The sequence below is a fragment of the Pseudomonas sp. GW822-FHT02G04 genome, from assembly GCF_058802085.1.
The window spans coordinates 132,643-153,223 of sequence record NZ_JBXANU010000003.1 but is presented as its reverse complement, the minus strand read 5'-3'; the positions used below and the strand labels follow the sequence as shown (position 1 = coordinate 153,223).

Genomic DNA, 20,581 nt, shown 5'->3' with positions numbered 1-20,581 from the left:
CATGAATGCCCATAAAGTCATTTGGCAGGAAGGCATGCTGCTGCGTCCGCAGCACTTCCAGCACAACGATCGTTACTACGACCACCAGATGAAGACCCGCACCCAGTTGCTGGGTAGCTACACCTGGGGCTTCCTCAACCTGGAAATCGACTTGCAGTTCCTCAACATGGGCAAACTGGTGATCAGCCAGGCCTCGGGGATTCTGCCGGATGGCAGCCTGTTCGAACTGGGCGGCAACACCGAGCCGCTGGCCCTGGACGTGCCGCCGAACACCGGCAACACGCCGATCTATCTGGCGCTGCCGCTGGTGACTGGTAACCACATCGAAGCCCGCCGCCCGGATCAATCCGACGTGCTGGCGCGCTACACGGCGTACGAAGCGGAAGTCGCCGACTCCAACGCCGGCGACGACTCCGCCAGCCAGGTCAGCTGTGCCCGTCCGGACTTCCGCCTGTTGCTCGGTGAGCAGCAGAGCGATCAGGCCTACGTGAAGCTGAAGATCTGCGAAGTGCTCGATACCACGCCCGACGGCGTGATCAGCCTCGATCCGGATTTCGTACCGACCTACATTCAGGCGCACTCGTCCAGCTACTTGCTGTCGTGCCTCAAAGAAGTGATCAGCATGCTCGGCCACCGGGGCGACACCATCGCCGACCGGATCCGCTCCAACGGCAAGGTCGGTGGTGCGGAAGTCGGCGACTTCATGATGCTGCAACTGATCAACCGCACCGAACTGTTGCTGCGCCATTACCTCGGCCTGGAACAGGTTCACCCGGAGGAGTTGTACCGCACGCTGCTGACCATGCTCGGTGATCTGGCGACGTTTTCCAGTGACAGCAAACGCCCGCGTCTGGACAGCCGTTACCAGCACAGCGACCAGGGCGCGAGCTTTCGCAAACTGATGGAAGCGATTCGTCAGGTGCTGTCGATGGTGCTCGAACAGCACGCCATCGAGCTGATCCTGCAAGCGCGTCAGTATGGGATCATCGTGTCGCCGTTGCACGATCACAAACTGCTGGGCTCGGCCTCGTTCGTGCTCGCCGCCAGTGCCAACTGCGACTCCGAAGAACTGCGCCATCGCCTGCCGGCGCACCTCAAGGTCGGCCCGGTGGAGCGCATCCGCCAACTGGTCAACCTGCACCTGCCGGGTATCAAGGTCAAACCGCTGCCGGTGGCCCCACGGCAGATCGCGTTCCACTCCAACAAAACCTATTTCATCCTCGAACTCAGTTCCGAAGACCTGGCGCAACTCGAACGCTCCGGCGGCTTCGCGTTCCACGTGTCCGGCGAATTCGCCGAGCTTGAACTGAAATTCTGGGCCATCAGGAACTGACCGACATGATCAAGGACATGGAACACACCCAGGACGACAAAACTGTCCTGCTCGACCGCCAGGGCCACGGCCCGGCCTCGAGTCCGCTGACTGACTTCGCGGCACCGCCGCGTTTTGAACAGTTGGAAGAACGGATGATCTACGCCGCGCGTCTGCGTCCGGCCGAAGCGTTCAACATCAGCCTCAACTCGCTGGTGGCGGCGGCGTCCGAACTGCTGTCGGAAGTGGTGCGGCTCAAGCACAGCGACACCCGCGAAGACCTGTACGCGCTCAATGAGCGGCTGACCGCCGGGCTGAAACTGTTTGAAGTGCGGGCGCTGCACAATGGCGCCGAAAGCAGCCAGGTGATGGCCGCCCGTTATGTGCTCTGCACCGTGGTCGACGAAGCCGTCGTCACCACGCCGTGGGGCAACGAAAGCGAGTGGTCGCAGATGAGCCTGCTCAGCAGCTTCCACAACGAAACCTTCGGTGGCGAGAAGTTCTTCCAGCTGCTGGATCGCCTGTCGAAAAACCCGGTCAAGCACCTGCCGATGCTGGAGCTGATGTACCTGTGCCTGTCCCTCGGTTTCGAAGGCAAGTACCGCGTGCAAGCGCGCGGCATGCTCGAGCTCGAAGGCATCCGCGACGCCCTGTATCGGCAGATTCGTCAACTGCGCGGCGACGTGCCTCGCGAGTTGTCGCCGCACTGGGAAGGCTTGAACGATCAGCGCCGCAGCCTGGTGCGCATCGTGCCGGCGTGGATGGTGGTGCTATTCACCGTGGTCTGCCTGGTGGTGATGTATTCGGGTTTCGCCTGGGTATTGGGCGAACAACGCGAAACCGTTCTGCAACCTTATCAGCAGCTTGATCCGGCCACGGTTCAGCCGCAGTCGCAGCCGTAAACAGGGACGTTTGATGAAAAAGTTTTTCAAGAAAGTCGGCGCATTCCTGCGCCAGACCTGGGTCTGGACCCTGCTGCTGGTGCTGTTTGTCGCGCTGCTGGTGTGGTTCGTCGGGCCGCTGCTGGCGGTCAATGACTACAAGTTCTGGGAAGGTTCGACCTCCCGTTTGCTGACCATCAGTGTGCTGTTCCTGATCTGGGGCCTGACCATGGTCTTCGTCAGCTGGCGCGCCGGTGTGCGCAAAAAAGCGGTGGAAGCCACCGAAGACGGCCAAGACCGCATTCGCCGTGAAGAGCTGATCGACGAAGAAGAGAAAGAGTTGAAGGTGCGTTTCAAGGACGCCCTGAAAACCCTGAAGACGTCGAGCCTGTATCGCGGCCGCAGCGAGCGCTGGCGCAGTGATTTGCCGTGGTACTTGCTGATCGGCCCGCAGGGCAGCGGCAAGACCAGCCTGCTGGACTTCTCGGGCCTTGAGTTTCCGATCAACAAGATCGACCGCAAACTCACCCGCGACACTCTCGGCACGCGGCACTGCGACTGGTACTTCGCCGACCACGGCGTGTTGATCGACACCGCCGGGCGTTACCTGACCCAGCCGGATGCCGAAGTCGATGGCAGCGCCTGGAGCACCTTGCTCGACCTGCTGCGCAAGCGTCGCCGCAACCGCCCGTTGAACGGCGTACTGGTGACCATTCCGGTGGAAACCCTGCTGGGCGGCAGCGAGCAGGACCTCGAAACCCTGGCCCGCCAGGTGCGCGCGCGTCTGCAAGACGTGCATCAGAAATTGCACGTCGATGTGCCGATTTATCTGGTGTTGAGCAAGGCCGATCGCCTGCTCGGTTTCGAGGAGTTCTTCGATCAACTGACCCGCGAAGAAAGCGATCAGGTCCTCGGTACCAGCTTCCGCAAAGAGCAGAGCGGCACCGATGTGGCCGTGTTGCGCGCCGAGTTCGAAGAGCTGCTGCGTCGCCTCAACAGCCAAGTGATCATGCGCATGCACCAGGAGCGCGACACCCAGCGCCGTGGCCGCATCCTCGACTTCCCGCATCAACTGGGGCAGATCGGCGAGCGCCTGTGCCTGTTCGTCGACCTGGCGTTCACCGGCAACCGCTACCAGCGTGTCAGTCAGTTGCGCGGTTTCTACCTGACCAGCGCACCGCACCTGACTCAAGAGATGGACCAGACCACCGCCGGCATCGGCGCCAGTCTGGGCATGAACGCCGGCATGCTGCCGACCCTGCGCAGCGGCCGTTCGCGGTTCATTCACCATTTGCTCAGCCGGGTGATCTTCCCCGAGGCCGACCTGGCCGGTCTGGACAAGCGCGAGCGCAGCCGCATCCATTGGGGTCAACGTGCTCTGTACGTGGGCGCACTGGCGGCATTGGCGCTGTTCGGCATGCTCTGGGCGGGCGGCTTCTCGGCCAACTATGAGCGTCTGGAAAACCTGCGCTCCCTGGCACAAACCTGGAACCAGCAACGCTCGGCCCTGACTGCGCGCGATGATTCCATGGCGGTGCTTAAAACCCTCGACACCAGCTATGCGGCGACACAGGTATTCCCGAACAAAGGTGACGTGTCGTACCTCGAACGTGGTGGTCTGTACCAAGGCGAAGACGCCAATCCGGTGGTCAAGAGCGCCTACGAGCGTGAACTCGAAGCACAACTGCTGCCACGGGTTGCGACGCTGCTGGAAGGGCAGATCCGCGCCAACATGAAGGACCGCGAACGCCTGCTCAACAGCCTGCGCGCGTACCTGATGCTGAACATGAAAGATCGTCGCGATGCGGCATGGCTCAAGGATTGGGTCGCCACTGACTGGTCCCTGCGCTACGCCGGCAATACCGCCGTGCAGAACGGTTTGAACACCCACTTCGAGCGTTTGCTCAAGCAGCCGTTTATCTACCCGCTCAACGAACAACTGGTGGCGCAGGCGCGTCAGGTCCTGCGCAGCGAGTCGCTGGCCAACGTGGTTTACCGGATGCTGCGCGAGCAGGCTCGCAACCTGCCGGAATACCGCCTGAGCCAACACATCGGCCCGCAGGGTTCGTTGTTTGTCGGCACCGATTACGTGATTCCGGGGTTCTACACCCAACAGGGCTATCAGCAGTATTTCTCGGTCCAGGGTGCAGCGCTGGTCACCGATATCCTGCGTGACAACTGGGTACTGGGCGAAGGCTCGGGCATCAGCGGCATGGACTTGCGTCGCTTGATGGTCGAACTGGAGCAACTGTACTTCCGCGACTACGCCAACTTCTGGAGCGAAGCCGTGGGCCAGGTGGCTCTGCCCGCGATCAGCGATTTCAGTGAGGGTGCCGAGCAACTGGCGGGCCTGACGTCGGCCAATTCCCCGGTGCTGCAACTGCTGGTGGAAGTGCGCGAGAACACCCGCTTCCCGGCGGAAGCCGAACCGGTTGATGAAGCCGCCGATGCCGCTGCAAAACTGGGCGAGCAGAAGGGCAAGCTCGGCAAGTTGGGCAAATTGGCGTCGGCCGCAGCGGATGCGGCGTCTGACATGGCCGCGACCAAAAACCTGCCGGACACCGCGAAGAAATCCCTGCAACGTCGCTTCGAACCGCTGCACCGCTTGCTGGATGACAACAACGGCCCGGCCGCTGATCTGACCCCGGCCCTGCAAGCACTCAACGACCTGCAAATGCAAATGGCAAGCCTGGCCCGCGCCAGTTCGCCGGAGCAGGCTGCGTTCGAAATGGCCAAGACCCGCATGAGTGGTCAGCGTGATTCGTTGAGCAACCTGCGCAATGCCTCGAACCGTTTGCCGCGCCCAGTGAGCGTGTGGTTCAACGTACTGGCCGAAGACACCTGGCGTCTGGTGCTCAACGATTCCTACCAGTACCTGAACCAGCGTTATCAGAGCGAGCTGTACAGCTTCTACGGCAAGGCGATCAACAAGCGTTACCCGTTCAGCGCCCACAGCACCAGCGACGTTGCGATCAGCGACTTCCGCGAGTTCTTCAAGGCCCAAGGCATCGCCGACCGCTTCTTTGATACCTACATGCGTCCATTCGTCAGTGGCGACCCAGGCAACTACCGCCTGCGCATTATTGACGGTCACAGCATGCCGATCTCCAAGGTCTACCTCGACCAGATGGCTGCGGCACAAGTGATCCGCCAGAGCTTCTTCGCCATCAACCCGGCTGAGCCGCAAGTGCAGTTCAAACTGGAGCCGTACACCCTCGACCCGGCGGTCAGCCGTTCCGAGTTCAAGTTTGGCGACAAGACCATCGAATACCGCCACGGCCCGATCGTGCCGGTGTCGTTCAAATGGCCGACCGACGCTGAAGACGGTCGCACCAGCCTGGTTCTCGACAAAATGGCCGGCCGCCCGATCGGTATCGAGAAGAACACCGGCCCATGGTCGCTGTTCCGTCTGTTCGACCTGATGCAGACCGAGTACCTGACCGGTCGCGACGTGTTGGTGCTCAAGGCTGACGTGGGCGGCCTGCGCGCCAACTACTTGCTGTCGAGCCAGCGCACGCCGAACCCGTTCGACATGGGCGTGCTGCGCACCTTCCGTATGCCGGTGCAGCTCTGATGCTGGTTGCCAGCCCCTGGTGCAGCGCTGCGCGTACCGATCCGGGCAAGGTTCGGGCGCGCAACGAAGATGCTTTTCTCGACTGTCCACAGCAGGGGCTGTGGGTGGTCGCGGACGGCATGGGCGGTCATCAGGGTGGCGACATCGCCAGCCAGTTGATCGTCGCCAGTCTGGCGGAATTGCCGGTGCAGGATGACTTCGACGAACGACTCAAAGGCATTCGCCAGTGCCTGCACTGGCTCAATCGCCGCTTGGGTCAGGAGTTGACCGTCACCGCCGGGCGTCACGACAGCATCATGGGCAGCACCGTGGTGGCGCTGCTGGTGGAAGGCAATCGCGCGGCCTGCATCTGGGCCGGCGACAGCCGTTGCTACCTGTGGCGCGGCCAGCGTTTGTATCAGCTGTCCAAGGACCATTCGCTGCAACAGCAACTGATCGACGAGCAACAAATGAGCATCGAAGACGCTCGTGCGCATCCTGCCGCTCACGCCTTGACCCGTGCGGTTGGAGCAGCCGAGCAGCTGACCCTGGACGTGCTCGAGCTCGAGGTCTATCCCGGCGATGCGTTTCTGTTGTGCAGCGACGGTTTGTATCAAGGGCTGACTAGCGATGCCTTGGGCAACGCGCTGAGCCTGACCGCGCCGCACGTTGCGCTGGAGCGTCTGTTCGACGGCGCTCTGCGTGGCTCCGCCCGGGATAACCTGACTGCCGTGGTGATCCGCCAATGACTGAATTCATGCCACCGATCGACGACCTGCTGGTGACCGAGGAAGAAGCCAATAACCTGACTTACTTCGCCTTCGCCAAGCCTTTAAACGGAAAGCCGCATCAGGCCGAACCTACGCTGGCGCCGACCCGGGCCAGCATCAGTGAACTGCCCGACGTGCTGGCGGGACGTTACCGCATCGAGCGCCTGCTCGGTGCCGGTGGCATGGGCGCGGTCTACCGTGCACGGGATCTGCTGCGCGAACAGTTTGGCGATCCCGACCCTTACATTGCGCTGAAAATCCTCAGCGAAGAATTTGCCGAATCGCCGGACGCCAGTGCCTTGCTCTACAGCGAGTTCACCCTGACCCGACGACTGCGCCACAACAACGTGCTGCGTTTGCACACCTTCGAAGTGGACACCGACTGCCAGCGGGCCTTCATCACCATGGAACTCATGCGTGGGCTGACCCTGGACAAATTACTCTGCGAGCGGCCCCTGGGCCTGCCGTGGAAAGAACTGCGCGACATCGCGCTGCCGCTGCTCGACGCGCTGGCCTACACCCACGCTCGCGGCGTGCTGCACGGCGACATGAAACCGAGCAACGTGATGCTCAGTGAAGAAGGCCTGCGCCTGTTCGACTTCGGCCTCGGCCAGACAGAAGAGGGCATCTTGCCCGGCCTGCCGCACCTGAGCCGCAGCCGCTTCAACGCCTGGACCCCCGGCTACGCCGCCCCCGAACTGCTTGAAGGCCAGCCACTCTCGGCCAGCGCGGACGTGTACGGCGTGGCCTGCGTGCTCTACGAATTGGCGGGCGGCAAACACCCGTTCCGCCGCTTGCCGTCGACCGAGGCCCGCGACGGCCACCTCGACCGCGAGCTGCACGCACCTCGAAATCTACCCAAACACTGCTGGCCAGCCCTGCGAACAGCGCTGGCTTTCGATGCGGCAGATCGAACGATCACTGCCGCCCAACTGCGTGACGCTATGGGCGCCACTTCGTCTTTGCTGCAACGCCTTCGACTGCGGGCGTAACGGATGACTACCGAACAGGGAGCAAGCAATGTTCAACTCAGCTAACGAAACGCACTTCAGCCTCACAGTCGAAGACTATGCCGGCGACCTGCAAGTGTTGTCGTTCACCGGCACCGAAGGCATCAGCCAGCCGTATCGCTTCGACCTGGAACTGGTCAGCGAAAACCCGGATCTGGACCTGGAAAAGCTCCTGCACAAACAGGCGTTCCTCGCATTCGACCCGAAAGGCAGCGGCATTCACGGCCAGATCTACCGCGTCGCCCAAGGTGATGCCGGCAAGCGCCTGACCCGCTACAAAATCTCCCTGGTGCCGCACCTGCAATACCTGCATCACCGCACCAACCAGCGCATCTACCAGCAGATGTCGGCGCCGAAAATCATCGCGCTGATCCTCGAAGAACACGGCATCAAGGGCAACGCCTACCGCTTCCAGCTGAGCACCCCGTGCCCGGACCGCGACTACTGCGTGCAATACGACGAAACCGACCTGCACTTCGTCCAGCGCCTGTGCGAAGAAGAAGGCATTCACTACCACTTCCAGCACAGCGAAAAAGCCCACCTGCTGGTGTTCGGCGACGACCAGACCGTGTTCCCCAAACTCGGCCAGCCCACCGCCTACGTGCAAGGCAGCGGCATGGTCGCCGACGAACCGGTGATCAAAGGCTTCAAACTGCGCCTTGAAACCCGCACCGGCCGCGTCACCCGCCGCGACTACGACTTCGAAAAGCCCAACCTGCGACTTGAAGCAGGCTATAAACCCGACGGCGAAAGCACCGAACCAGACCTCGAAGACTACGACTACCCCGGCCGCTTCCTCGACCGCGCCCGCGGCAAATTCCTCAGCCAACGCGCCCTGGAACGCCACCGCGCCGACTACCAACAAGCCGAAGGCCATGGCGACCAGACCACCCTCGTCAGCGGCCACTTCCTGGAAATCTCCGACCACCCGCGCACCGAGTGGAACGACCTGTGGCTGCTCACCGAAATCGTCCACGAAGGCAAACAGCCGCAAGTGCTCGAAGAGGCGGTGACCAGCGACACCACCGACAACAAAGACGACTTCCACCAGGGCTACCGCAACCGCTTCCTCGCCACCCCATGGGCCGTGTTCTACCGCCCGGCCCTGGAACATCTAAAGCCACGCGTCCTTGGCAGCCAGACCGCCATGGTCACCGGCCCCAAAGGCGAAGAAATCCACTGCGACCAATACGGCCGCATCAAAGTGCAATTCCACTGGGACCGCGAAGGCCTGGCCGACGACAAAACCAGCTGCTGGATGCGCGTCTCTTCGAGCTGGGCCGGCGACCGCTACGGCGCCATCGCCATCCCGCGTATCGGCATGGAAGTGCTCGTCACCTTCCTCGAAGGCGACCCCGACCAACCGCTGGTGACCGGTTGCCTGTACCACAAGGAAAACCAGGTTCCCTACGACCTGCCAGCGAACAAAACCCGCACCGTATTCAAAACCCTCAGCTCACCAGGGGGTGGTGGGTACAACGAACTGCGGATTGAAGACAAGAAAGGGGCGGAGCAGATCTTCATCCATGCCCAGCGGGATTGGGATGAAAACATCGAGCACGACCAGAAGATTCGGGTGGGGAATGAACGTCACGACACGGTGGTGAAGAACACCTACACCGAGCTGAAGGCCGAAGAACATCGCACCACCATCGCTGATCGCAAGACTGAAGCGCGGATGGATGATCACCTGACGGTTGGGCAGAACCAGCATGTGAAGCTTGGGAATGCGCAGTTGACCAGTGCCGGGAAGGAAATACACCTCAAGGCTGGGGACAAGATTGTTATCGAAGCGGGGATGGAGCTCACGGTTAAGACCGGTGGGAGTTTCATCAAGCTCGATGCCGGTGGTGTGACGGTGGTTGGGCCGATGGTGAAGATAAATGCCGGTGGGTCGGCGGGGAGTGGGACCGGGATCGGGATTAAGCCACCGGTGCTGCCGGGGGCGGCGGATAAGGATAAGGCGGGGAGTTTGATGGATCAGGCGTTGGGGAATGCGGCGCCTGAGAAGGTTAAACCGAAGGCTTTTTTTGTGTTTTCTGAGTGATGAGTTTCGTGATGACAACAAACAAAAACGCAAGGCAGTTCAGGTGGTGCTCCATCGCACTGCTGACGTTGGGTATGTGCAGCGGCGCCGTTGCCTCATCGCCCAGTGACCCGCAATGCCCGAGCGGCAACTTTGCAGAGTTCGCCCAGGTTTTCTCATCCCAACCTGAGATACAGAAGGCATTTATTGCCTCGTCCGTTCAGGAACTTCGAGTGGTTGCCGATGGCGACAAGCCAAAGGTTGTCCAGCGCAATATCAAAGCGCTGGACGCTGCCGAGTTGAACGTTCTTGTGCCGGAAAATGCTGCTGCGTCGAGCCTAACTATTAAGGTCGATTTACCGAACAAGCTGATCGTTCGTGACCAGACAGGCAAATTTCTAAAGGTTTTCGTCTTCAAACACGGCGACTGTTGGGTTCTGGATCGTGTCGAAGATTGGTCGCTTGAAAACGTATCTGATGTTGTGTCTCGAACAGAGAAACTATTGCCAGGTCAGCGAGAGCTGAGGAAAGGTGCATGGTTTGACAGGCTGGCTAATCATGCATCGCCTGAATCGGGTGTTTATTTGTACGCAGCAGCACTGGATAGCTACTTGGCCGGAGCGCAAGAAGGTTCGCCGCAAGCTGCACTCGCTGCTGCGGGAATCAGTCTTTCTGGGCAAGCTCCACGCCTGGATAACAGCAAAATTGTGGATCTTTTGATTGCTGCTTCAAAAAGCATTCCAGATGCAGGCGTGACGCTTGCGAATTTTTACTGCGATGAGGGTGAATACGACGACAAGCACGTCTGTATCAACCCGCAACAGTCAATGGCTGCATTGGAAAGCGCCGCGAGCCGAGGCTCAGTAGATGCACTGAGCCAACTGGGTGAGGTGTATGAAGTCGGCACCATCGTCCCTGCTGACCTGCCCCGAGCAATGGCGTGTTATCAGGAGGTTCAGAAAACGGACCCTGAGTCCGGTACGCGAGGTGTTGACCACTTGGCGGCCCAAGGCGTCGTCGCTGATAACTCAATTCAATGTCTTAAAGCAGGGAGCTTCCGATGAGTACCGGACTACTCGAACAGCGGGCTAACTACCCGCATACCCAATATGAATACGGTCCAGCGAAAGGTTACGCCGATGCCGACGGCGACGGGCGAAAGGAAATCGACTGTTCAGGTCTGTTGTACCGAATGCTGAAGGACGCGGGATATTCAATTCCATACCTGACAACGGGACAGCTGAATGTTGACGTAACCCATTTTGACGTCGTTCCGCTCGCGAACGTCGAGCCTGGTGATATTGCACTCTGGATCAATTTCCACGGGCATACGGGGGTAGTCGAGACCATCAATTCGGTGCGGAACGCGGGGGATTTTTTCGGTTCGCAATCCTCATCAGGGCCTAAGTCCGCCAAGTACGGGCACGGTAGCGGTTACTGGCCAATGCCAGAAAAGTTCTTGCGTCCGAAACCCCAATACAGAACGGGTGCACAATCGGCACCAGCGGCTGCTCCTGCTCCTGCTCCAGCCCCGGTAGCTGCTCCGACGGGCCCTGCACCGTTGATGAACTTCCAATATCCGTTCCGCAAGGCTGACGGCAAACAGTTCACTGATGCTGAAGAACTCTACAAAGTCCTTGAGGGTGAGACCTCGGGTCATTACCTGCTGGGTAGCAATAAATTTTGGCACGGTGGTATTCACATCACCGACAAAAGTGCTCCTCAGTGCGTGCTGAATGAACCAGTACGTTGTATGGCTGATGGTGAGGTCGTTGCGTATCGGCTCAATCAGGACTATCTGGAGTCAACCTTTGGCGACAACGAGAAAAAGCTGAAGTATTCCAACTCCTTTTGCCTAGTGCGTCACGAGTACAAATCGGCACCCAACCCGGAGGAAGGGCCGAACAAGGGCAAGCAAAACAAGCTGAACTTCTACAGCTTGTATATGCATTTGTTGCCCTATAAGCGCTATCCATTGTCCGAGGAAGAAACACCAAAACCCAAAGTGACCATGAAGGTAAATGACTTCAAGGCATACGACGAGTTTCCCGAAACAAGCAGCGTTCAGTCACCCGGAAAACTGGCTATGGGCACCAAGCTTGAGGTGCTGGAGCAGAGAAGCGTCGGTAACGTCACCTATGCTAAAGGAAAAATCCTTTCCGGCAGTGTAAAGAACGGGTCACACAAAGTTCGTGAAGCAGGGAGAGAGGTTTGGTTCGCCTATTTGAAGAATGGTGCACCTTACCAAAACTCCCAACCCAAACGTATTTGGCTCGCGGACGATGTACCGGAACGTGCCAAGCCAAAGTATTGGCAAGGGAAAGTAAAAGCTAGGACGTGCAAACGCTTGGCGATGTATGCCGCACCAGCGAACCCTACGGATGGGCAACCTGCAGGTGCGCGTATAGAAGAAAGTCGTGAGATAACGGTCAGCAGCACTATTGCGTTCGATAGCAAGGATGTTGTGAGCTTGGTTCTCGACAACAAATTGCGGCGAATGGCCCCATGTACACCAGTGGAAGCTAGCATATGGACAGGCACGGGGAGCGTACCATCAAATTTCTGGGCCATTGTCGAAAGCGATCCGGATAGCCAGTACGTGCAGTGGGAGACGCTCACGCCTACAGAATTTGAGGTTGTGACGACTAGCATTGGAATCAAAGCTGGCGACCCGATCGGCTATTTGGGGCAAACGGAAAATCTCACTAGCGAGCAAGGCGCGTCGGACAGCAAGTTTCAGGTTCACGTCGAAATATTCACCGCCGAATCGGAAGTAAAAGACTTCCTTAAAAACCTCGCTGGTCTGAAAACAGGCAAACAGTACCTGCACTTGCCGACCGGAACGGAGCTCAAGAAAACACCCCCGGCGACGGGCATGACAGTGCTCAAACTCGACCATGCAGTCGACCTCAGTAAGGCTCCGGTCATAAAGGAAGGTACTGAAGACTGGCACAAGGTCAGTGTTACCGAGGACGCTCAACCGGTCAGCGGACTAGTGAAAAAAGCAGGCGCCCAAATCGTCACCCAGCATGACTGGGAAAAATTGGGATTCCATATTGTTGAAGAAACAAACGCTATGGCAGACGGTTTCCTCGACCCCGAAGACATGCCACAGTTCTTCAAAGATTTGCTCATGAAAATTGATAAAAACCATGATGGTGAAGTCGATCCCGGCGAGCTCGCCGACGCATTGAAGAATACTGATACGAGAGATCAGTGGGCGAAGCTTATTGCTCATCATCCGACTGAATGGAAGGACAAAGCAGAGTCGGCTAAGTGGAATAAGTTGGATAAGTTGTTGGAGTCATCACCCAAAACGTTGAAGCATGAAAAAGAAAGAATAAGCAAATATGTGTTTTGGGATGAGCTTGTTGGCAAGGCTGCTATTGGTTCAGAAGTGGTTTGGCACTTTCATCCAATAGCATTTGTTGCTGGATTTACATCCGCTACTGCGGAGCTTTTGTCGTACGATCAAATGAAAAAAATGTTCCCGGAGTCGTCAGAGGAAAAGCGAGAAGAGGTACGGGGGCTGTTCAATAAGTATGCCGATCGTTTTGAAATTAATACAATTCCTAGAATTGCTCAGTTTTTTGCTCAAGTTAAAACCGAAGTTGGAAATGCTTTGGTTGGTAAAGTGGAAGACTTATGGTATTCCGCAGAAGCGCTCAGATCTAAATTCGGGCGGTATTTTAATACATACCCAGCGGAAGCGGATCAGTACGGGTATAAGCGTATCGAAATGGCGCAGTATAACGCTCTTAGTCCGGCTGCAAAAAGTGCCTATACCATTCGAAAAAATAAAGCTTATTCTCAGTTTCCAAATGAAGATGAAATCGCAAAACGCATTTACTGTTGCTGCTCCCTTCAGGGCAATTTTGTATTGACTGCGGGTGGCTGTGTGGAAGGTATAAAGTATAAAGGTAAAGGATTTATTCAACTAACATGGAAGTCTAACTATAAAGCCGTTGAGGATTTGTTAAGGGCGAAGCTGCCGGAGGAGACCATTAACATGGTTGATAATCCCGATCAGTTGCTCGAAACGAAAATAGGCCTTATATCTGCGATGGGTTTTTGGGAGCTAAATAAGCTGAATGATCTTGTTGCGCCTAATACAACCTCTACAGATAAAATAACAGAAATTGTGAATAAACATACTAATAGTTATGGTGAGCGGCGAAGTAATTTTACAGCCATATATCAGGAGATAAATCAGTGAGCGGATTCGTGAAAAACTGTCGTTTTTTGATATTTGTTCTTTTAGGGGGTGGAAGCATTTCCGTTTCCGCAGATCAAGTGTTAAATCCGCCTGCGGCCTCGGAGATATTTAAAGAGTTTGACATTGGTTTGCTTCCGAATAAAAGCAGCCAAAAACTATTGATTTTGAAAAGTGAACCCGGCGATACGGCTCAACGCTTACTTGTGACGGCAATCGTCGATTCTAAGCAGTCCGTAATTGTTGAGGCGCCAACTGCGTTGCCATTAATCAAAAATGCTTATTCCCCAGCAAGTTATGATGGGTTTGAAGTTGGCGTCTTAAAGGGGGCAGATAAAACCATCAGTGTAGTGGATGCGCAAGCAGAAATTGTCTCATTCAAGTATGCTTCCACGAAGCCTGGCGCAATTGTTTACCTGAATACAAAGGAAGAAGACAACGCCAAGTATACTTTTAATCTTCAGTTTCAATATGACGCTCAGTCGGAGAAGATTGTTATGAATAATCTTTTTCTGGTGGTTAATAATGAGTCCTGTGATAGGTCGCTTGTAAGTGTTTATGCAATTCCTTCGAATGCGCTTATGTCTAAATCACTCGAAACGTTTTCGGGGGCTGAAGCATTCGAGTATTTAAAGAGGCTTCATGTCGAAGCTCAGCGTTCAGACGATAAACGTGAAAAGCTTATGTCAGTGGCGGTAGCTTCAAATTTTGATCAGGCGCTATTGGCATACAAGAATGGTGATAAGGTAAAATTCAAGGAGCTTATGAGTTATCTAGTTGTAGATGGCGGTGAGGATGAGACGTGCGCGCCCGATACTTATATAGTTGAAAAGTACTATTATTCAAATATGGTTGGTTGGTCTAATGATCTTGGCTTTTTATTTGCTGAGGCTGGTTATTATGGTGAGGCAATAGAACTGCTAAAACAGGTAGTCGCACAGAGTCCGAACAGGATTGTTGCTTATCTAAATCTGGCGGATGCTTATTGGGGGGCAGATAAAAAAGACTTGTCTGCCGAGAACTATAAAAAATACAGCGCATTGATGAGTCGATCGGGCAAGGCAGCAAAAATCCCTAAAAGAGTTAGTGAGCGCAGCTAAAACCTGTCGAGCCGTAAAGAGGGGACGGATTTATTTGTGGGGTAGATTTAACTTTCGATAAATAAATCTATCCCCTTTGTTCGGTTCGCTTTGTTCGTTGTCCAGGGAGATACTTTTGAGCTTTAACAGCCGTTGGTTATATGTAATTCTGTTGCTGGTGTCTTCAGCGTGGGGCGAGGGTAAAAAGCTCGCATGCGATGCGGATACCAATATTTGCTCTGTGGCCATTGCAGAGAATTATTGTGGGTCTGACGGTGTAGCCAAGTCCAGGTGGGACATCCGAAGTGGAGATTATGTGCTGAGCTGTGAATGTGACTGCACCACTCAAGAGAATAGCTTCTGGTTTGTCAGTCAGGATGGAAAAGTTAAAGCTCTTGAGGCGAGCAAGGTTGTAAGTACGGTAGATATTGTAAAAAACAAATCGGGTGTTCCTGACTCGTTCGGAACGGTACCCTACTGTAAAGCACTAAAAACAAATCAGGATCGACTTGTTTGTTTGCAGAAGGGACCAAGTACCTCTGAGTCATCGCAACCGTACTGTTATTCAGTCGTTGAGCAAGATGCAGCGGAAGCCTGTACGACTGAAGACTGCATGCAGAAACAAAGACTGGTAGAGAAAGCTGTTGCGAGTCTGAAAGGTGAGATTCTGATAGAGTTTAAGAATGCAACATCTCGGCTTTATAAAAATAAAGAAGCGTTCGTGAATTTTCCGAAACGAGGTTTTGTAGAGAAGTATATAACTGACCATGGTTACTCAAGTGGTGACCAGCAAAGCTTCAATGATATTGCTTATTTTTGGCAGCAGGCCGGATTCAATGAGGATGCTATTTGGTTGTTGGGAAACGTCATTGCCGATAATCCGAAACGAGTCGTGGCCTATCTCAATATTGCAGATGCATATTGGTCGGAAGGCGACAAAGCTACCGCCGCGAAAAACTATAAAACGTATAACGAGCTCATGATCGCAGGCGGTAAACAGCAAAAAATTCCTGAGCGTGCAAAGGAGCGTAGTGTTCTGAAGTAGAAAATAAAGGGGGGGCGATTTGTGAGGTGGCTTTTGTTGAGGTCGGTATATAAATCGGTCCCCTTATTTTCCAGTTAACGGTGAAAGGGAATTTTCCATGAATCAGCGTCTTCTCGCGGGCAGCCTTTCGCTGCTGCTCTCGTTTCCAGTCTTCGCCGCGCCTTCGGATGCCTACACCCAACGCGATGTCATGCAATGTGGTGGCGTTGAGGTGGTGTTGGTGTCGTCCTGCCGATCCGTGACGGTGCAGGAAACTGAAACCCACGTAATCCCGGTCTGCTCCGACCAGACAATCAACATCGGCGGCAAAGTGCTTCGGCGCAACATCGACAAAGTTTCACAGCTCACGTCCGACGGTGCGAAGACGAAGATGTTGAGTAACGTGGTAGTGGCGATGGATTGTGTGAAAGGAACCAAGGGCAGCCTGGTTTCAATCGGCGGTTATGGCGGGTGCGGATCCTGCCCGGAGTGGCGCGGGTATTACTCCACGGCCGGCCGGTTAGAGCATTACAGCTACAGCAATAGCTATCGGTCGTTTGGTTCGAAAGGCTCCTGGGAAGGGCTGATCAAGGCTTATGGCGTCACGAAGAGACAGCTTCAGCAGGAGAGTCCTGCGGTTAAAGGGATCGACTATGAGCGGCCTTAAGTCGGCGGCGCAAGTCTTTGAAGAATGGTCAGCTAGTGGATCAATAGGGAAGTAAATGGAAATGGCCAGGTTTTTTAGTTGTGTGTGCATAGTTGTATCAATCATCGGTTTATCGTCACAACCAGCGTTAGCCAAAGACCTGCAAACCATCGAGCAGATGCACCCGGCCAATGTCGCTTGTCCCTCGAACGAGTTCTCAGCGTTCCTCGCAGCCTTTTCCGAGCGAGCAGACGTGCAAAAAGCGTTCGTCCGACAGCCGCTGAAAATGGTCACGACCGTAGCGGGAGATCCCGAGCCTGAGATGGAAAAGCGCAGTGTCAGCGGCGATCAGATCAAGTTTCCAATCATCCCGGATCGTGTGAAACGAGAGGGCGATGGTCTTAAGTTGACCATCAAGGAAGAGCGGGGCAACAACGCCACGGCGATCCTGCAGAAGTCGGATACCGATTATGTCTTCGAGTATCAGTTTGTTCGTGAGCAATGTTGGCGGCTTGTAGAGGTCTCGGATTTTTCACTTTAGACATGCGGTAAGCGCTACTGAGAGCACGTCATCGTTTTCAAAAAAATGAGATCAGAGGGATTTGTGAAGAGATTATTTTTAATGCTGTTGTTGGTGTTGCCGCTGACGGCCCGCAGTGAGATCACAACGCAGGTTTCTTGTTTCCGTTCGCTGGAAGGCAAGAACATCAATTTCGAATTCAGAATCTATTACGACTCGGTCACCCAATGGAGCGGCACGGGGGTTAGGTATAGCAAGTCGAAGAAGGCCATTTCTCTAGTCCATCGAAGCACCGAGCAAGAAATCCTGGCAGAGGATCGGCCCTATGAATTCACGACAACTTGGGTGGAAGTTTCCGAGGGGGCGCTGACGGGTGAGTATGAGATGGTCCGTCAGGGTGCTCGGATCTATGGGATGACCTATACGAATTACAAATCCGGTAAGAAGTATTCGTTCGATCAAGATATCAGCATGGAGGCGTCACCAGAGACAGGCTGTCAGTGGTGAGTCGAGATCATCGAGAAAGGGGACTCAACGTCCCCTTTCTCTTTCTGCGGTCCCTTTATGCCTTCGCCCGATGCTCCGCCGGATTCGGCGAATCAATGTGATCCAGCGCTCGCTCTACCATCAACTGCACCCCATCGGCCATTCTGCTGAGCGCCAGGGCGACTGAGCGGCGGGTGCCTTCGATGTCATCAGCCAGGTCGGCAGCGATGGCGCTGATGGACTTCAGGTCTTCGGAGGCGTTGGCCAGGAGGGCTTCGGTGTCGATGTCGGGGGAGACGGTGAAGAGTTTGCCTTTGCGCTTGGGTTTTTCGTTGGGCGGTGGGGCGAAATGGTGGTCGAGGGCGCGTTCGGCGGCTTCGTGGAGTTTTCTGGAATCTAAGGATTCGTAGGGGGATGTGGCTGGGTTTTCTGGGGGATTCGGTGTTGGCTTGATCATAGATGTTAACTTCCTGGGGTTAAGAGGCTGACACCGTTTCGCTTTGCACTTCGAAAGAGGTGGCAGCTGTGCGTTGGTGTGCAAGACCGGTCCAGGTGCCCGGCAGACCCGAAGGTCTCCGACGCACAGCCGCCATAACGATCCGCGAGCATAGGAAAACGCTCGATGAATTGCCACCAACGATTGTGCACCTGAATCGGACTTGCACGTCCGAGTCACCGATTTTGCGGTGACGAACAGAGGTTATCGGTGAACGCCAAGGTCGCCTAGTTCACGGACAGCCCGGCGTTTTGAAGGAAATGTCCGAGTGGTTTGAGGGCATTAAGATCAAAAGATCGCAGCCTTCGGCAGCTCCTACAGGAATGTGTTTCTTCAGGTGTAGGGCGGGTGTTGGGTGTGACGCGGAGCGTCACGGGATGCATTCCCACGCGGGAGCGTGGGAACGATCAAGGTTGAGGCTGGAAAACGTGACTTGGCGGTCATCATGCGGGAAAAGCGGTTCATCTTCTTCTAACGCAACCAGATGGTGGCGTTCTGGCTTGGAGCGGCTACACTGCGCCGGCCGTTCATTTTTCTTTTGAGGCTGTGCGCATGAAATTTCGTTTTCTTCTGTGGATGCTGGGTTTGTTGATGGGTAAGGCCAGTCGGACTAATCCTGCGTTTCAGCAGCAGTTGGGTGACAAGGCGTTGGTGTTTCAGCTACAGACCCTGGACGGGAAGGTAGCGCGGCATTTCGTGGTGAAGGATCAGCGCATTACCAGCAAGGCTGGGGTGTATGCGGAGCCGGCGTTTGCGATTGCGTTCAAGGATGCGGCGTATGGTTTTGCCACGATGCAGGCGAAGAACAAGCAGTTGGCGTTTATGCAGGGGATTCAAGACAAGTCGATTCAGATCAAGGGTAACCCGGCGCTGGTGATCTGGTTTCAGGGATTGACCAAGTATCTGAAGCCTAGGAAGGCTAAGCCTAAGACTTGAGTTTGGCGTGAGGCGGTGACGCGGAGCGTCACGGGATGCATTCCCACGCGGAGCGTGGGAACGATCAATCAGGCTCACCTTGGTGGCTGGGTTTGCGACTGCTGCGCAGTCGAGCGGGAGCAAGCTCCCTCGCCACAAAAAAATGCCCCGCACTCGATCAAGTGTGGGGCATTTTTTATGGCTGCTTTCAGGCCTGGCTAAATTGCGAAGCGAGTTCGCGCAGCAGCACTTCGGCTTCCAGAACCTTGCTGACCACGTCATTGGCTTTGTCACGCGTCAGGCCCACGCGCTCCAGCAGGGCATCCGGAATGTCTTCATCCGGCCCCGAACCAATCCCGCGACTACGCAGCAAACGCACCGCCAAACACACAAGGTTCGGGTATTCCGCGTAATCACCGTCATAGCTCGGGTCGTGCTGGAAGCGCAGGGCGGTGGCCAGTTCGTCGGGCATGTCCCAGTAGCGCATCAGCCATGCGCCGATCTGTTCGCGGCTGATGCCCAGCAGGTGTTGCTCCACGTAGCTGTGGCACAGGTGCGGGTTGACCTCCAGGTGGCGGCAGATCAGCGAGAAGTGCGGCGGGAAGACGTGGGCCAGTAGCAGGTAGCCGAAGTTGTGCAGCAGGCCGGCGAGGTAGGTCAGGCCGGCTTCCGGGCGCTGGGCGCGGGGCATGGCGCGGGTCAGGCCTTCGATGACGGCGGCGGTGTAGATCGATTGCTGCCAGTACGGCGTGGTGTGTTGCGGGTGGTCTTTGGGCAGGCTCAGGGTTTTACCCAGGGCCAGGCCCAGCGCCAGGTTGATCACCAGGTCGAAACCCAGCACGCGGACGATGGCGTCTTCCACTGAACGAATCTTGCCCGGCGAGGCGTAGTACGGCGACGCCGCCCAGCTGACGACTTGTGCGGCCAGGGCCGGGTCGGTTTCGACCACGCCGGTGATGTCGTCGATGGTGGCGTTGGGGTCGACCCGCAATTTGATGATTTTTTGCGCGGTTTCGGCCAGTGGTGGAATTTCGATGGTCGCTTCCAGGCGTTGCTGAATGCGCCGCGCGGTGAACGCTTGCACGGCCTGGGTGATTTCCTCGCGGTCATCGTCGGGGCGGTCGAGGTTCGGGCGGATGCTGTGCACGGCTTCGCCGAAATTGGCGGCGCTGGCTTTGGTGAGCATGGTTTTGAAATCGTCGCTGGTGATTTCCAGCAACACGCCCGGCTCGCCCGAGTTGATCAGCAACTTCGGCTCGCGCAGCAGGCTTTCGTCATACAGGCACGGCGAACTGGTGAGCGCCGGCAGGCCGGGCAACAGGCTCAGGCTGTGTTTGCCGAGCATTTTTACCAGGCGTTCGGTGGATACAGCCGTCAACCGGCGGCCGGTGAGTTCGGCGAGGCGGTTGAGGTCGAGCAATTGGCTTTGCGGAAACAGCACCATGAGCGCGCCGACGGCATCGTCCAGCAAAACCGCCTGCACTTTGCGTGCGGCGTTCAGGCCGTGATGCTCGAGGACTTCCTGGTAGGCGATGCCCAGCTTGCCGAGCAGCAGCCGAATAACAGACGGAGCGTGCGGGGTTTCAGGGGCGAGGGCAGCTTCTGTCATGGTCTGTATCCGTTTTCAAACAATTGCAGGAGTATAACCAG

The 20,581-nt window shown here is 56.2% G+C and carries 16 protein-coding genes; 14 read left to right on the top strand and 2 right to left on the bottom strand.

All coding sequences use genetic code 11. The features are described from left to right. Position 1 precedes the first annotated feature (1 nt). The 13 genes from tssK (at position 2) to AC1RO5_RS05470 (ending at position 17,541) form a co-directional block, all read left to right on the top strand. Positions 2–1,333: a type VI secretion system baseplate subunit TssK gene (gene tssK / locus AC1RO5_RS05530; RefSeq protein ID WP_493173412.1), complete on the top strand. Its 1,332-nt coding sequence runs from the start codon at positions 2–4 to the stop codon at positions 1,331–1,333. A gap of 5 nt (positions 1,334–1,338) precedes the next feature. Continuing rightward, the gene (icmH, locus tag AC1RO5_RS05525; RefSeq protein ID WP_493173410.1) at positions 1,339–2,214 is read left to right on the top strand and encodes a type IVB secretion system protein IcmH/DotU; all 876 of its coding nucleotides are present in this window, start codon (positions 1,339–1,341) and stop codon (positions 2,212–2,214) included. Between the two features lie 13 nt (positions 2,215–2,227). Beyond that, positions 2,228–5,767: a type VI secretion system membrane subunit TssM gene (gene tssM / locus AC1RO5_RS05520; protein ID WP_493173408.1), complete on the top strand. Its 3,540-nt coding sequence runs from the start codon at positions 2,228–2,230 to the stop codon at positions 5,765–5,767. Beyond that, entirely contained in the window at positions 5,767–6,495 is a 729-nt protein-coding gene (locus AC1RO5_RS05515; RefSeq protein ID WP_493173406.1) for a PP2C family protein-serine/threonine phosphatase, read from the top strand. The genes tssM and AC1RO5_RS05515 overlap by 1 nt, the downstream gene beginning before the upstream one ends. Continuing rightward, a complete protein-coding gene (locus AC1RO5_RS05510; RefSeq protein ID WP_493173404.1) occupies positions 6,492–7,508 on the top strand; it encodes a serine/threonine-protein kinase in 1,017 nt (338 codons plus the stop codon). Before AC1RO5_RS05515 ends, AC1RO5_RS05510 begins: the two co-directional genes overlap by 4 nt. A 28-nt stretch (positions 7,509–7,536) precedes the next feature. Continuing rightward, complete coding sequence (locus tag AC1RO5_RS05505) at positions 7,537–9,573, top strand: type VI secretion system Vgr family protein (protein ID WP_493173402.1); 2,037 nt, start codon at positions 7,537–7,539, stop codon at positions 9,571–9,573. Between the two features lie 11 nt (positions 9,574–9,584). After that, entirely contained in the window at positions 9,585–10,616 is a 1,032-nt protein-coding gene (locus AC1RO5_RS05500) for a tetratricopeptide repeat protein (protein ID WP_493173400.1), read from the top strand. After that, the gene (locus tag AC1RO5_RS05495; RefSeq protein ID WP_493173398.1) at positions 10,613–13,768 is read left to right on the top strand and encodes a glycoside hydrolase family 19 protein; all 3,156 of its coding nucleotides are present in this window, start codon (positions 10,613–10,615) and stop codon (positions 13,766–13,768) included. Before AC1RO5_RS05500 ends, AC1RO5_RS05495 begins: the two co-directional genes overlap by 4 nt. Beyond that, complete coding sequence (locus AC1RO5_RS05490) at positions 13,765–14,865, top strand: tetratricopeptide repeat protein (protein WP_493173396.1); 1,101 nt, start codon at positions 13,765–13,767, stop codon at positions 14,863–14,865. Before AC1RO5_RS05495 ends, AC1RO5_RS05490 begins: the two co-directional genes overlap by 4 nt. 115 nt (positions 14,866–14,980) lie before the next feature. Further along, the gene (locus tag AC1RO5_RS05485) at positions 14,981–15,889 is read left to right on the top strand and encodes a tetratricopeptide repeat protein (protein WP_493173394.1); all 909 of its coding nucleotides are present in this window, start codon (positions 14,981–14,983) and stop codon (positions 15,887–15,889) included. A 97-nt stretch (positions 15,890–15,986) separates the two neighbouring features. After that, the gene (locus AC1RO5_RS05480; protein ID WP_493173392.1) at positions 15,987–16,535 is read left to right on the top strand and encodes a hypothetical protein; all 549 of its coding nucleotides are present in this window, start codon (positions 15,987–15,989) and stop codon (positions 16,533–16,535) included. Positions 16,536–16,590: 55 nt separating this feature from the next. Then, positions 16,591–17,055 (top strand): hypothetical protein, encoded by a 465-nt coding sequence (locus AC1RO5_RS05475; RefSeq protein WP_493173390.1) that lies wholly within the window; start codon positions 16,591–16,593, stop codon positions 17,053–17,055. A gap of 81 nt (positions 17,056–17,136) precedes the next feature. Further along, positions 17,137–17,541 carry a hypothetical protein gene (locus tag AC1RO5_RS05470; protein WP_493173388.1) on the top strand — a complete coding sequence of 135 codons (405 nt, stop codon included), beginning with the start codon at positions 17,137–17,139 and terminating at the stop codon, positions 17,539–17,541. Between the two features lie 55 nt (positions 17,542–17,596). On the opposite strand, the gene AC1RO5_RS05465 is transcribed toward AC1RO5_RS05470, so the two are convergent. Continuing rightward, positions 17,597–17,977, bottom strand: a complete 381-nt coding sequence (locus AC1RO5_RS05465) for a DUF6124 family protein (protein ID WP_493173386.1) — start codon at positions 17,975–17,977, stop codon at positions 17,597–17,599. A 591-nt stretch (positions 17,978–18,568) separates the two neighbouring features. On the opposite strand from AC1RO5_RS05465, the gene AC1RO5_RS05460 reads away from it, so the two are divergent. After that, positions 18,569–18,952 (top strand): helicase, encoded by a 384-nt coding sequence (locus tag AC1RO5_RS05460; protein ID WP_493173384.1) that lies wholly within the window; start codon positions 18,569–18,571, stop codon positions 18,950–18,952. Between the two features lie 187 nt (positions 18,953–19,139). Here AC1RO5_RS05460 and AC1RO5_RS05455 read toward each other — a convergent pair whose 3' ends face one another. Beyond that, positions 19,140–20,540 carry an aminoacyl-tRNA deacylase and HDOD domain-containing protein gene (locus AC1RO5_RS05455; protein WP_493173382.1) on the bottom strand — a complete coding sequence of 467 codons (1,401 nt, stop codon included), beginning with the start codon at positions 20,538–20,540 and terminating at the stop codon, positions 19,140–19,142. Positions 20,541–20,581 lie beyond the last annotated feature (41 nt).

Coding starts and splice junctions, on each gene's coding strand:
- AC1RO5_RS05455 (WP_493173382.1), bottom strand. CDS start 20,540: ATGACAGAAGCTGCCCTCGCCCCTGAAACCCCGCACGCTCCGTCTGTT.
- AC1RO5_RS05480 (WP_493173392.1), top strand. CDS start 15,987: ATGAATCAGCGTCTTCTCGCGGGCAGCCTTTCGCTGCTGCTCTCGTTT.
- tssK (WP_493173412.1), top strand. CDS start 2: ATGAATGCCCATAAAGTCATTTGGCAGGAAGGCATGCTGCTGCGTCCG.
- AC1RO5_RS05460 (WP_493173384.1), top strand. CDS start 18,569: ATGAAATTTCGTTTTCTTCTGTGGATGCTGGGTTTGTTGATGGGTAAG.
- AC1RO5_RS05465 (WP_493173386.1), bottom strand. CDS start 17,977: ATGATCAAGCCAACACCGAATCCCCCAGAAAACCCAGCCACATCCCCC.
- AC1RO5_RS05470 (WP_493173388.1), top strand. CDS start 17,137: ATGCTGTTGTTGGTGTTGCCGCTGACGGCCCGCAGTGAGATCACAACG.
- AC1RO5_RS05500 (WP_493173400.1), top strand. CDS start 9,585: ATGACAACAAACAAAAACGCAAGGCAGTTCAGGTGGTGCTCCATCGCA.
- AC1RO5_RS05510 (WP_493173404.1), top strand. CDS start 6,492: ATGACTGAATTCATGCCACCGATCGACGACCTGCTGGTGACCGAGGAA.
- tssM (WP_493173408.1), top strand. CDS start 2,228: ATGAAAAAGTTTTTCAAGAAAGTCGGCGCATTCCTGCGCCAGACCTGG.
- icmH (WP_493173410.1), top strand. CDS start 1,339: ATGATCAAGGACATGGAACACACCCAGGACGACAAAACTGTCCTGCTC.
- AC1RO5_RS05515 (WP_493173406.1), top strand. CDS start 5,767: ATGCTGGTTGCCAGCCCCTGGTGCAGCGCTGCGCGTACCGATCCGGGC.
- AC1RO5_RS05495 (WP_493173398.1), top strand. CDS start 10,613: ATGAGTACCGGACTACTCGAACAGCGGGCTAACTACCCGCATACCCAA.
- AC1RO5_RS05475 (WP_493173390.1), top strand. CDS start 16,591: ATGGAAATGGCCAGGTTTTTTAGTTGTGTGTGCATAGTTGTATCAATC.
- AC1RO5_RS05505 (WP_493173402.1), top strand. CDS start 7,537: ATGTTCAACTCAGCTAACGAAACGCACTTCAGCCTCACAGTCGAAGAC.